Origin of the sequence: Nocardioides cynanchi, from assembly GCF_008761635.1 — a bacterium.
Taxonomy (GTDB): Bacteria; Actinomycetota; Actinomycetes; order Propionibacteriales; family Nocardioidaceae; genus Nocardioides; species Nocardioides cynanchi.
Genome location: NZ_CP044344.1, coordinates 677,553 through 689,924, shown reverse-complemented (window position 1 = coordinate 689,924; position 12,372 = coordinate 677,553). Strand labels below are relative to the sequence as shown.

Genomic DNA, 12,372 nt, shown 5'->3' with positions numbered 1-12,372 from the left:
CCCGTCCCCCCGGCTTGTCGTGCGGCCCGCGCCCCACCCAGACCTAGCGGTCGCGGGTGGGGTGCCCTTCGTGCTGAGTTGCTGACTCGAGACAGGCCGCCAGAGCCCTGGGTCAGCGACGGGCATCTCGTGACTCGTAGGAGCCGGCGAAGGAACGGTTCAGTTCGCTATGCCGATGTGGGTGCGGTGATGGGTGGGGGTGTCGATCTCGTCCAGCACTGCCAGTGCGAAGTCGGCTCCGGAGATGGCGGAGCCACCGGCGTCGTCGAACAACGCGACGTCGTCTCCGATCCGATACTCACCGGTCCGCTCGCCGGCCGCCCACGCGCCATAGGAACCGGGAGGGCTGATGAACAGCCAGTCGAGCTCGCTCGTGGCCTCGTCGACCAACATGGCGCGCGTGGCTTCACCCTCGAGTGCCTCGTCGCGGAACTGCTCGGGAATCTCGCCCTCGACGAACCGCGGTGCACCCGGCGCCGGTCGCAGCGAGCTGAACCCGCCGATCTGGAGGTACCTGGCACCGGCTGCGGCGCACAGCCGTACCAGCTCGCGGTAGATGTCGACCAGGTGCCCGGCCGTGTCGCCCCGTGGCGAGAGCGTGGCGACAACGACATCTGCACCGGGGATCAACCTGGGAGCCAGTGCCTCGACAGCGCCGGTCTCGTAGGTGACGCCCTCGATGGGCTCTGCGGGCTTCGACCGGCTGACGGAAATCACGTGATGGCCCCGTGAGGTGGCCTCTCGGGCGATGTTCCCACCGGTGTAACCGGTGCCTCCGAACACGACGATCGTGGCCACGTGGATCTCCTTCGTCTCGACCGGGCGACTGGTCTGCCCGCTGACGACTCACAACGTCCGACGAGGGTCGGTTAGTCCCTCGGTGACGCAGTGCGCGCAGTCGTGCGGTCCTCCACGGCGCTCGCCGGGGCTCGTGGGTCCGGCCCGCACGATGGTCCGTGCCGGGGAAGCCGTGCTCTGAGCGTGACGATGCCCGCCGAGGTCTCGGGTCCAGCGGCGGGCATCGGCGCGTCATCCGCGGTCTCGCGGGTGCGCGCGTGGCGCTGGAACTCTGGGAGAAAGCACTGCGCCTGTCGACCACGATAGGACGCGGGTTCCGTCTCCACGTCGCCCAATCTGATCAATGCGGGGACGTGACAAGCGCCGGTGGCTCGGGTCTGCGGCGGGCGGACAGCGACAGAAACGCGCCCCGCCGGCGAGATCTCCGGCGGGGCGCCGGCTGGGTCCCAGTCCCCCCAGATGGGAACCAGCCTCTACCTCGGGGACGGTATGTCGCTCGTCCTGAAGCTTCCAGACACAGATGGGCCACGGGTCGGTGCGGTCCTCCGGAAATCGGAACGATGCCCGCCGAGTCTCGGGGATCCCGGCGGGCATCGTTGAGACAACGCTATGCGTCGGCTCCTGCTAGTCACCTGACCAGACTCGGCGGGAAACCTCGTAACGACCCACCCAGGGCGTGCGACAGGCCCTGTTCCTGCACTGCTGCAGGCCAGCGGCTGGTTTCTCGAGGTGGGCGATACTGGGTTCGAACCAGTGACCTCTTCGGTGTGAACGAAGCGCGCTACCACTGCGCCAATCGCCCCGGGAGACGCGTCGGTGACGCGCTCTGACTGCGGACGCAGACTTTAGCGCACGCTCCACGTGCGGCCACATCGGCGCCCGGCGAGGCCGAGGCTCACGCGCCGAGGAGCTCGGCCTCTCGCTCGCGGAAGACCTTGGCCACCCCGAGGGTGACCGGCCCGGGGGCCGCCAGCTCGCGGTCGTTCCAGCGGGCGATGGCCTGCACGTCGCGGGTGGTGGAGGTCAGGAAGATCTCGCTGGCGTGCAGGATCTCGTCGATCGGGGCGTCCACCTCGACCGCGCCGTGCCACTCCAGCACGAGATGGCGGGTGATCCCGGCCAGGCAGCCACTGTGCAGCGTGGGGGTCCGGAGCTCGCCGTCGAGGACGTAGAACACGTTGGTGCCGGTGCCCTCGCAGAGCTGGCCCTGGAGGTTGGCGAAGATCGCCTCGCTGGCGCCCCGCTCCCGGGCCCGAGCCAGCGCCCGCACGTTCTCGCCGTACGACGTGGTCTTGAGGCCGGCGAGCGCGCCTCGCTCGTTGCGGGGCCAGGGCACCGTGGCCACGGCCGCGGTCTCGGGCCAGGGGTCCATGGGGGCGGCGACGACCACGAGCGACGGCGGTCCGTCACCACGGTCGGACCCGAGCGGCGCGGGCCCACCGGTCCAGGTGGCGCGCACCCGGCCCAACGACAGCGGCTCCGCCTCGAGCACCGCGGCGATCCCCCGTCGTACGGCGTCGGTGTCGACCGCGGGTAGCCCGAGGCCGGCTGCCGACCGGGTCATCCGGGCGAGGTGGAGGTCCAGGGCCAACGGGCGGCCGTCGACCACCTTGAGCACCTCGAAGACCCCGTCGCCCACGGTCAGCCCGTGGTCCGTTGCGCCCACCACGGGCGTGCGGGGGTCGGTCAGCAGCTCGCCGTTCACCCAGGTGCGCATGCAGCGAAACTACCCGCGACACACCCGAATTGGTGGTCCTGTGGGCATCGGCTATGGTTCTGTTCGCGTTCCGGGACAGCCTTCGGGTGCCTGGGAAGCAGGCGGACGTAGCTCAGTTGGTAGAGCGCAACCTTGCCAAGGTTGAGGTCGCGAGTTCGAGCCTCGTCGTCCGCTCGGAGAGGGTCTCGAGCCCATCCAGCGGTGGGTTGGCCGAGAGGCGAGGCAACGGACTGCAAATCCGTGTACACGGGTTCAAATCCCGTACCCACCTCGACGAAACCCGATCAATGGGCGATTGGCGCAGCGGTAGCGCGCTTCCCTGACACGGAAGAGGTCACTGGTTCGATCCCAGTATCGCCCACCAGCATCACCGCACCTCAGCGGGAACGGAGACCCAGCCCCTGACTCACGCGGGCCTGTCGGCCCGGCCGTGACATCCCCCGGGCGAGGCGTCGGTCAGGTCCAACGGATGCGCACCTAAGGGTGTGCCATCAGCCCATTGGACCGTTCTAATGTTCTGGTCGGACGCCGACGGCGTCGGGGGTAATCCGGGGCGTTCACGGCACCGATGCCCGCCGAAGACTCGAGACCTCGGCGGGCATCGTCGCCACGACCGCACGACGGATTTGACCCGTTTAGGGGACGTCAGACACGGCTCCGACTCCTAGCGTCGACCCTGCGGCGCAGCGCTTTCCCCAGAGATCCCAGCGCCACCGATGCCCGCCGGCAACCCGTGCCGGCGGGCATCGACCACTTCCGGGCCGTTCGTGCGTCAGGCCGGGTCCGGGTGTCCTGGCCGAAACCCCCGTTTTGGGGGACGCACTGACGCCTGCGGCCGTGATTGCTTGGGTGGATGCCGGCTCGGTCCGGACCCGTCTCGGAGATCTGCCGGGGCGAGGCTGTCTCGGCGAAACTTGGGGTGCTGTGATGTGTCGATCCGCGTGGTGGCGCGCTGCCGTGGTGGCGGGCGCCTCCGTCCTGGTGGTGCAGGGACTGGGGACGAGGGCGTTCGCAGCCAGCACGGCAGCTGCCGTGTGGCTGATGGACGAGGCGTCCGGAACGACGATGAGCGACAGCTCCGGGAACGGCAACGTCGGGAAGACCTACAACCTCAAGATGACCGGCGCCACCGGCTACAAGTTCGACCCGACGGCACGGTCGAAGGTGGTCGTTCCCGACGCCGCCAAGCTGGACCCCGGCGCCAGCAACTTCTCCTACAGCGTCACGGTGCAGTCGAGCCGCGCGCCCGCATCGGGTACCGACTACGACGTCCTGCGCAAGGGCATCAGCAGCACGTCGGGCGGCGAGTACAAGCTCGAGATCGTCCGGGCCAACGGAGAGGGCCGGGCCTTCTGCCTCGTCAAGGACTCGCGAGGAGCCAGCGCCAGCGTGAGAGGGACCACCAACGTCACGGACGGAAAGGTCCACACCCTCACCTGCACCAAGACCGGGTCGGGCCTCACGCTCAAGGTCGACGGCTTGACGCCGCGCACCCGGACGGTCAGCGGGGGGCTCGGTTCCATCTCCAACAGCATGGCCGTGGTGCTCGGAGCCAAGACCCCGACGGTCACCGGAGCATCGGGCGACTGGTACGACGGTGCGATGCTCGACGCTCGGATCAGCGTGGGCTGAGGCCGCTGCCGACGCGGCGCCGCACGATCGGTGTGGCTGGCCGGCCACCAGGTTCCGCCCTGATGGGTGAAGACGTGGCCTCCGATCCGGGACAGGATCGGAGGTGCGGCCGGACCTCCATGTCACGCACAGCGGATCGACCGCTCCGGACTCCATGCCGGAAGGGACGCGCCTCGCACTCGGGCTTCTGTGAGGCGCGTTCTGGCGTGTCCGGGAGACGGAAGGGTCCCGGCCAGGTGATGCGTAATCCCCGGGGCCGGGACTCTTCCGAGGTACTGCCACGATCATTCCTCCGGGACGCGGCGGAATCGAGGGACGAAGGTCCCTTGACGACGGGACTCTCGGACCATGGCCGGTCCCGCACCACCGGGTAGCGTCGGCCCCAGCCGGGCAGGGACGCCTTCGTGGATGCGGGCCCAACATGCTGCGTAGCGGTTGATCTGCCCGGCTGATCGCCCCTCGCGGGAATCCCGTGGGGGGCTTCGCCGTTGGCGCCTGCATGACCACCATCGGACTCATCGGCAGTGGAAACATCGGCAGCACGGTCGCCCGCCTCGCGGTGGACGCAGGGTACGACGTCGTACTCAGCAACAGCCGGGGCCCCGAGACACTGCAAGCCCTCGCTGACGACCTCGGGCCGCACGCCCGGGCCGGCACCGCCGCCGAAGCCGCCACCGCCGGGGACATCGTCGTGGTCACGATCCCGTTGAAGAACGTCGACCAGGTGCCGACCGGGCCGCTGCGCGGCAAGGTCGTGATCGACACCTGCAACTACTACCCGCAGCGCGACGGGCAGATCGCCGAGCTCGACGACGGCACCTCGACCTCGAGTGAGCTCGTGCAGCGCCTGCTGCCGGGCAGCCGGGTGGTCAAGGCGTTCAACAACATCCAGTTCTCCCACCTCGGCTCGCTCCAGCGACCTCAGGGCGACCCCGGCCGGTCGGTCCTGGCGATCGCCGGCGACGACGCCGAGGCCAAGGCCGACGTCACCGCGTTCCTGGACGCCATCGGGTACGACGCCTACGACGCCGGGACCCTGGGCGACAGCTGGCGCTTCCAGCCCGACACGCCTGCCTACGGCGCCCCCTACTCCGACCCCGAGGCCGGCTGGCCGCCCCCGCCGGGCAGCGGTCGGCGGGTCACCGCCGCCCAGATGCGGGAGAGGCTGGCCGAAGCCGGCCGCTGAGCCGACGACTTTCGGCAAACGCCGGACATGGCCCGGCAGGCGACCGTACTGTTACTGCTGCCGGGAGGGTGGCACCACGGGACCGATCCTCAGTGACGGACTCGGTGTCATGGCAGCAGATCCAGATGAGCGCCACGCATGCGTCGTGCGCGCCGGGTCACTCTTCCTCGGTCTCCTCGCCGTGCGTGCCGGGCCTCGGCGCCCACGGCAGCTCCTTGGCCGGTCGTACGACGACCAGCCGGTCGCCACGCGCGAGCTGGGTGACCACCGGGTCGAAGTAGTGGTGCACGACCTCGTCGCGGACCACCGCGATCACCTGGTCGGGCAGTGACTGCGGCTGCTGACCCACCTCGGAGACCAGCAGGTCGCGCTCGGCGACCTCCAGCCCCTCGCCGTACGTCAGCAGGTCCTCCATCACCGTGCCGAGCGTCGGCGACATCGACGAGAGTCCGAGCAGGCGGCCGACGGCGTCGGAGGAGGTGATCACCGAGTTGGCGCCGGACTGCTTCATCAGCGAGGCGTTCTCGTGCTCGCGGACCGAGGCGACGATCCAGGCGTCGGCGTTGAGCTGGCGGGTCGTCAGCGTCGCCAGCACGTTGGAGTCGTCGCGGTCGGTGGTGATGATCACCTGCTTCGCCTCGGCGACGCCGGCCCGCTGGAGCACCTCGCGCCGGGTCGCGTCGCCGGTGACCACGGCCAGCCCGTCGGCGTGGGCCTCCGAGACCGCTTGGCTGCCCTGGTCGACGACCACGATCAGGTCGCGCTCGGTGCCGTTGTTGACCAGCGTCTCGACGGCGCTGCGGCCCTTGGTGCCGTAGCCGACGATCACCACGTGGTTGTTCATGGACTGCCTCCATCGGGCGATGCGGAAGGTGCGTCGGCCCTGGGCGGCGACGAGCTCCAGGGTGGTGCCGATCAACAGGACCAGGAACGCCACCCGGAGCGGGGTGATCACGAAGGCGTTGATCAGCCGGGCGGTCGAGGACACCGGCGCGATGTCGCCGTACCCGGTCGTGCTCAGGGTGACCGTCGAGTAGTAAATCGCGTCGACCAGGTTGATGCCGTAGTGGTGGGCCGCGTCGTTGGAGTCGCGATAGCCGTTGCGGTCGACGAAGACGATGACCACGGTCACCGCGATCAGCCCGAACGCCATCAGCAGCCGGCGGGTCAGCGACCACCACAGCGACCGCTCGCGGTCGGGGAGTACGACGTACCCGTGGCTCGGGTGGTCCGTTTCGGCGGGCACGGACGCGAATCTAGTCCACGCCCGGATCGGGCTCAGAGTCCTGGGACCGGCGGTAGCGCAGCCGGGTCACCAGCTCGAGCCGGGCCCGGGTCGTCTGCTGCTGCGGGAAGACAGTGTCGAAGGCGGCGTTCAGCGCGGCCCCGACCAGGACGGCGATCGAGACGAGGTAGAGCCAGATCAGCACCGCGATCGGTGCCGCGAGCGGGCCGTAGATCGAGCGTGAGTCGGCGGCCGTCGCGGTCAGGAACTCGCGCAGCAGGAAGCTGCCCAGGATCCACGCGGCGAGCGCGAAGGTCGCTCCCGGCAGGTTGAAGCGCCAGCTGGTCCGGACCGGGACCGAGACGTGGTAGAGCGTGGCCAGGAAGCAGATGCAGATCACGATCACCGTGGGCCAGTAGAAGCCCACCAGGAAGTCGGCGCGGTGGGGCAGCCAGTGGTGGATCAGCCGCGGCCCGGCGACCACGAGCGGCAGCGAGATCACGCCGGTGACGATCGCCAGGAGGTAGAGGCTGAACGACAGGGCGCGGGTCTTGACGATCCCGCGGTGGCCGCCGAGTCCGTGCATGATCGTGATCGTGTCGACGAACACGTGCATGGCTCGCGAGCCCGACCACAGGGACAGCACGAACCCCACCGAGATCACGTCGAAGCGGCCCCCGCGGAGCACGTCGTTGATCGTCGGCCTGATCACGTGGTCGACCGCCGAGTCGGTGAGGAACCGCGAGGCGAGGTCGAGGATCGCGGTGCGCACGTGCTCGACCTGGTCGGGGCTGAAGGAGTGGGTCGCGTAGCCGATCGCGCCGGCCAGGGCGAAGATCAGCGGCGGCACCGAGAGCACCGTGAAGAACGCCGCTTCGGCCGCCAGCCCGGTCACCCGGTGCCGCATCGAGGCTCCGACCGTGGAGACGATCAGCCGCCACGTCGTCGCCCGCAGCCGGACCAGCCAGTCCGGCCACGCCGGCACGCCACGGGCCGGCCTGCCCGACGCCTGGTCCACCGCGGGCGCGGGCTCGGGTTCGGGCATGGGCCTACGGTAACGACATGAGCAGCACCCTCCGAGACGCGGAGAACCAGCCACCGCCCCTCGCCGGGCACAACGTCGTGACCGCCGATCTCGCCCTGGTCGACGCGGTGGTCCGCCACGCCGGCGCGGGGACCGTCGAGGACCTGGTGGCCCTGGGGGCCGAGGCCGGCACCGCCGAGGCACGGGAGCACGGGATGCTGGCCAACCGGCACGAGCCCGAGCTCACGCCGTACGACCGCTACGGCCGGCGGGTCGACGAGGTGGCCTTCCACCCCTCGTGGCACTGGCTGATGGAGCGTGCGGTCGGCCACGGCCTCCAGGCCGCACCCTGGGAGCAGCAGGCGGCCGGCGCGGCGCACGCCCACGTCCGGCGCGCCGCCGGGTTCATGGCCTGGTCGCACACCGACCCCGCGCACGGCTGCCCGATCTCGATGACGTACGCCGCGGTCCCGGCGCTCCGGACCGACGACCGGCTCGCGAAGGAGTGGGTCCCGGCGCTGGCCTCCACGTCGTACGACCCGGGGATCCGGCCGGTGGCGGACAAGCGCGGTGCCCTGGCCGGCATGGGGATGACCGAGAAGCAGGGCGGCTCCGACGTCCGGGCCAACGTGACCGAGGCGCGACCCACCGGCGTGGACGGGGAGTACACCCTGCACGGGCACAAGTGGTTCACCTCCGCCCCGATGAACGACGTGTTCCTGGTGCTGGCGCAGGCGCCGGACGGCCTCAGCTGCTTCCTGGTCCCGCGGGCGCTGCCGGACGGCTCCCGCAACCGGCTCGACGTCGTCCGGCTCAAGGACAAGCTGGGCAACCGCGCCAACGCCTCCGCGGAGCTCGAGCTCGACGGCACGGTCGGGGTCCGGCTCGGCGACGAGGGCCGGGGCGTCCGCACCATCATCGAGATGGTCGCCGCCACCCGGCTCGACTGCGTCCTCGGCTCCACCGCCCTGATGCGGCACACGCTCAACGAGGCCTCCTGGCACGTCGCCCACCGGTCCGCGTTCGGCGGCCTGCTCGGCGACAAGCCGCTGATGCAGAACGTGGTCGCCGACCTCGCCGTCGAGGCGGAGGCCGCCACGGCGCTCGCGATCCGGCTGGCCGCCGCCGTGGACGCCGACGACGACCCGCACGAGACCGCCCTGCGCCGGATCGCCCTGCCGCTGGCGAAGTTCTGGGTCTGCAAGCGCACGCCGGGCTTCGTCGCCGAGGCGCTGGAGTGCCTCGGCGGCAACGGCTACGTCGAGGAGTCGGGACTGCCGCTGCGCTACCGGGAGGCGCCGCTGAACTCGGTGTGGGAGGGCTCCGGCAACGTCAACGCCCTCGACGTGCTGCGGGCGCTGGCGCGCGAGCCCGAGGCGCTGGCGGCCTGGATCACCGAGGTCGGCCGGGCACGGGGTGGCGACGCCCGGCTCGACCGGGCCGTCGACGACACCCTGGAGCTGCTCGGCGAGACCGCGTCCCAGGAGTCCGGCGCCCGCCGGCTGGCCGGCCGGATGGCGGCCTGTCTCCAGGGCTCCCTGCTCGTGCGGTTCGCTCCCCCGGAGGTCGCCGACGCGTTCTGCGGCTCGCGGCTCGGCACGTCGTACGACGGCACCTACGGGACGCTGACCTCCCCCGGCACCGACCTCGCGTCGATCGTGGAACGTGCCACCCCCGTGCTCTGACGGGGAAGGTGACCGAGAACTGGGTCAATGAGGCCGATCGGCCCCATTGAGGTACATCCCAGGCCGCAGCCGCGGTGGTCGGGCATCAGGCCGCCTGGCGAGCAGGCTCGCTGCGGCGCTCCCTGGCGTGGCAGCCGGGACTGCCTCCCGCCTGCCTACGCGAGGTCGAGTCCCGGGTAGAGCGGGTGGGCGTCCAGCATCTCGGCGCTGGCGGCGCGGACCCGGTCGGCGACACCGTCGCCGAGCGCGTAGGTCGCCTTCGACGGCCCCCCGGCCTTGGTGGTGCCCGGCTGGGTGTTGCGGAGCACGTCGACCATCAGGTCGGCGACCCGGTCGAAGTCGTCGGCACCGAAGCCGCGGGTCGTCAGCGCCGGGGTGCCGAGCCGGATGCCGGAGGTGTACCACGCGCCGTTGGGGTCGGCCGGGACGCTGTTGCGGTTGGTGACGACCCCCGCGTCGAGGAGTGCGGACTCCGCCTGCCGGCCGGTCAGGCCGAACGACGACACGTCGAGCAGGACGATGTGGTTGTCGGTGCCTCCGGTGACGAGGTTCGCGCCGCGCGACAGGAACCCCTCGGCCAACGACTTCGCGTTGTCGGCGATCGCCTGCGCGTAGGTCTGGAACGACGGCTGCCGAGCCTCGGCGAGGGCGACCGCCTTCGCGGCCATCACGTGCGACAGCGGGCCGCCGAGCACCATCGGGCAGCCGCGGTCGACGTCGGCCGCGAACTCCTCCTGGGCCAGCACCATGCCGCCGCGTGGCCCGCGCAGCGACTTGTGGGTGGTGGTGGTGGTCAGGTGCGCGAACGGCACCGGATCCTCGTCGCCGGTGAACACCTTGCCGGCGACCAGCCCGGCGAAGTGCGCCATGTCGACCATCAGCGTGGCGCCGACCTCGTCGGCGATCTCGCGCATCTTGGCGAAGTTCACCCGGCGTGGGTACGCCGAGTAGCCGGCGATCAGCACCAACGGCTTGAACTCCTTCGCCTTGGCCCGCACCACGTCGTAGTCGAGCAGCCCGGTCTCCGGGTCGGTGCCGTACTGCTGCTGGTGGAACATCTTGCCGCTGATGTTGGGCCGGAACCCGTGGGTGAGGTGGCCGCCGGCGTCGAGCGCCATGCCGAGCAGTCGCTGGTTGCCGAACTCGTGCCGCAGCGTCTCCCAGTCGGCCTCGGACAGCTCGTTGACGTTCTTGGCGCCGAGCCGCTCGAGCGCCGGCGTCTCGACGTGGTGGGCCAGGATCGACCAGAAGGCGACCAGGTTGGCGTCGATGCCCGAGTGCGGCTGCACGTAGGCGTACGGCGCACCGAACAGCTCGCGGGCGTGCTCGGCCGCGATCGACTCGACGGTGTCGACGTTCTGGCAGCCGGCATAGAAACGGTGCCCGACCGTCCCCTCGGCGTACTTGTCGGAGAACCACGTGCCCATCGTCAGTAGGACGGCGGGCGAGGCGTAGTTCTCACTCGCGATCAGCTTCAGCGACGAGCGCTGGTCGGCCAGCTCCTGGCGGGTGGCGGCGGCGATGCGGGGCTCGACGGCACCGATCACCTCCAGCGCTGCGTCGTAGGCCGTCGACGCGGTCTTGGCCAGGGTGTCGGCAGGGGTCTGGCCGGTCGGCATGTCACTCATGGCAGCAGCCTAGAACCAACCGGGTCTAGGCTCGCCGCATGACCGATCTGACCCCCGACTCCGTCGCCTCGGCGCGCCTCGCCGAGGCCGGCCGGGTGTGGACCTCCGACCTCTCCGTGAGCGAGTTCGCCCTGCTCGACGCGGCCGGTTTCCGGCCGATGGAGTTCGTGATGGGCAGCTCGGTCTACCACATCGGCTGGCAGCAGCAGAACCTCCGCCAGTCGACCGAGCTCCAGGTGCTGAGCCAGGCGATGTACACCGCCCGGACCAACGCGATGGGCCGGATGCTGGCCGAGGCGGCCCAGGTGGGAGCCGACGGCGTGGTCGGCACCCGGCTGACCTTCCGGCAGCACGGCGTCAGCCCCGAGCACATCGAGTTCATCGCAGTCGGCACCTCGATCGTCTCCAAGGACCGGCCCGGCGAGATGCGCCGACCGGACGGCGCGCCGTTCACCAGCCACCTCAACGTCCAGGACTTCTACACGCTGCTCAAGACCGGACACGTGCCGGTCGAGTTCGTGATGGGCGTGTGCGTCTGGCACGTCGCCGCGCAGGGTTTCATGCAGACGCTGCGCCAGATCGGGCAGAACATCGAGATGCCGCAGTGGACCCAGGGCTACTACGACGCCCGCGAGACCGCGCTGTCCCGGATGCAGGCCGAGGCCGAGCGGGTCCAGGCCAGCGGCGTGACCGGCGTCGACTGGCAGGCCAGCGAGTGGATGTGGGGCACCCACACCCTGGAGTTCTTCACGTCCGGGACCGCCGTGCGCAAGGTCGGCGAGGCCGCCGGCTTCGACCCCGGCTTCGTGCTGCCCCTCCGATGACAGCCCTGCGGTGACCGCCGGCCTCCCCGACGGCTACGTCGACCCGACGGACCCCCTGGCCGTCGGCGCGGTCCTCGAGGCGACCGCCCGGACGTCCGGGCTCGACGCCGTCACCGACCTGCTGACCCGGCTGCCCGGCACCCGGACGACGCCGGCGACGCCCAAGGGCTTCCTGCGGTCGGCCGTGCCCGCGTCGGTCTGGCTCGGTCCCGAGAGCTGCTGGTCGTGCACCGAGCCGCCCACTCTGTTGCACGTGGTCGGCGGGGTCGTCCTCCAGCGCACCGAGGTGCAGCCCGGCGACGTGGGCGCGGCCCTGAGCCGGGTGGTGGCCGACCTGGTACGTCGTACCGGCCAGGTCGACGACGCGTCCGCGGCGCTGACCGCGGCCCGCGACGTCGCCGCTGGGCTCTGACGCCGCGCCGCCACCCGAGCATCTCATAATATGGGCAGTTGTCTCAATCCTCGGGATTTCAGTTTGTGAAACGGGTGTCCGCCCCCTGAGACTGGCTCCATGATCAGCGCAGCGACCGGTACGCACCTCGTGGTACGACGCCACGTGGACCTCGGCCGTACCCGCAGCATGATCTGTTGGCCTCGCTGAACCGCCGCCCCTGCTCTGCTTCCACCCAGCGCCCACCGTCGAGCGCGGCACC

10 protein-coding genes and 4 tRNA genes are annotated in these 12,372 nt (G+C 70.7%); 8 read left to right on the top strand and 6 right to left on the bottom strand.

Annotated elements, in window-relative coordinates:
• Positions 1-159 precede the first annotated feature (159 nt).
• The 3 genes from E3N83_RS03615 to E3N83_RS03605 form a co-directional block, all read right to left on the bottom strand.
• Positions 160-798: an NAD(P)-dependent oxidoreductase gene (locus tag E3N83_RS03615; RefSeq protein ID WP_151082014.1), complete on the bottom strand. Its 639-nt coding sequence runs from the start codon at positions 796-798 to the stop codon at positions 160-162.
• 730 nt (positions 799-1,528) lie between these two features.
• Positions 1,529-1,600, bottom strand: a tRNA-Val gene (locus E3N83_RS03610).
• A gap of 93 nt (positions 1,601-1,693) precedes the next feature.
• Positions 1,694-2,515, bottom strand: a complete 822-nt coding sequence (locus tag E3N83_RS03605) for an aminotransferase class IV (protein ID WP_151082013.1) — start codon at positions 2,513-2,515, stop codon at positions 1,694-1,696.
• Positions 2,516-2,616: 101 nt separating this feature from the next.
• Between E3N83_RS03605 and E3N83_RS03600 the strand changes: the two genes are divergently transcribed.
• The 5 genes from E3N83_RS03600 to E3N83_RS03580 all read left to right on the top strand — a co-directional run bounded on the left by E3N83_RS03600 (position 2,617) and on the right by E3N83_RS03580 (position 5,333).
• A tRNA-Gly gene (locus tag E3N83_RS03600) sits at positions 2,617-2,689 on the top strand.
• Between the two features lie 26 nt (positions 2,690-2,715).
• Positions 2,716-2,786 (top strand) — tRNA-Cys (locus E3N83_RS03595).
• Between the two features lie 18 nt (positions 2,787-2,804).
• Positions 2,805-2,879: transfer RNA gene (locus tag E3N83_RS03590), tRNA-Val, on the top strand.
• Between the two features lie 563 nt (positions 2,880-3,442).
• A complete protein-coding gene (locus E3N83_RS03585) occupies positions 3,443-4,147 on the top strand; it encodes a LamG-like jellyroll fold domain-containing protein (RefSeq protein WP_151082012.1) in 705 nt (234 codons plus the stop codon).
• Positions 4,148-4,646: 499 nt separating this feature from the next.
• Positions 4,647-5,333 carry an NADPH-dependent F420 reductase gene (locus E3N83_RS03580; RefSeq protein WP_151082011.1) on the top strand — a complete coding sequence of 229 codons (687 nt, stop codon included), beginning with the start codon at positions 4,647-4,649 and terminating at the stop codon, positions 5,331-5,333.
• Positions 5,334-5,490: 157 nt separating this feature from the next.
• On the opposite strand, the gene E3N83_RS03575 is transcribed toward E3N83_RS03580, so the two are convergent.
• Both E3N83_RS03575 and E3N83_RS03570 read right to left on the bottom strand, forming a co-directional pair.
• Positions 5,491-6,486 carry a potassium channel family protein gene (locus E3N83_RS03575; protein ID WP_151084861.1) on the bottom strand — a complete coding sequence of 332 codons (996 nt, stop codon included), beginning with the start codon at positions 6,484-6,486 and terminating at the stop codon, positions 5,491-5,493.
• 103 nt (positions 6,487-6,589) lie between these two features.
• Positions 6,590-7,603 (bottom strand): YihY/virulence factor BrkB family protein, encoded by a 1,014-nt coding sequence (locus E3N83_RS03570; RefSeq protein ID WP_151082010.1) that lies wholly within the window; start codon positions 7,601-7,603, stop codon positions 6,590-6,592.
• Positions 7,604-7,620: 17 nt separating this feature from the next.
• Here E3N83_RS03570 and E3N83_RS03565 point away from each other — a divergent pair, with 17 nt between their 5' ends.
• Positions 7,621-9,267: an acyl-CoA dehydrogenase family protein gene (locus tag E3N83_RS03565; RefSeq protein ID WP_151082009.1), complete on the top strand. Its 1,647-nt coding sequence runs from the start codon at positions 7,621-7,623 to the stop codon at positions 9,265-9,267.
• Positions 9,268-9,422: 155 nt separating this feature from the next.
• Here the strand turns inward: E3N83_RS03565 and E3N83_RS03560 are convergent, their stop codons facing one another.
• Positions 9,423-10,886 carry a glycine hydroxymethyltransferase gene (locus E3N83_RS03560; RefSeq protein ID WP_202879389.1) on the bottom strand — a complete coding sequence of 488 codons (1,464 nt, stop codon included), beginning with the start codon at positions 10,884-10,886 and terminating at the stop codon, positions 9,423-9,425.
• Between the two features lie 47 nt (positions 10,887-10,933).
• Between E3N83_RS03560 and E3N83_RS03555 the strand changes: the two genes are divergently transcribed.
• Both E3N83_RS03555 and E3N83_RS03550 read left to right on the top strand, forming a co-directional pair.
• The gene (locus E3N83_RS03555; protein WP_151082007.1) at positions 10,934-11,719 is read left to right on the top strand and encodes a heavy metal-binding domain-containing protein; all 786 of its coding nucleotides are present in this window, start codon (positions 10,934-10,936) and stop codon (positions 11,717-11,719) included.
• 10 nt (positions 11,720-11,729) lie between these two features.
• Positions 11,730-12,131, top strand: coding sequence for a hypothetical protein (locus E3N83_RS03550; protein ID WP_151082006.1), 402 nt, complete (start codon positions 11,730-11,732; stop codon positions 12,129-12,131).
• The last annotated feature ends 241 nt before the right edge of the window (positions 12,132-12,372 follow it).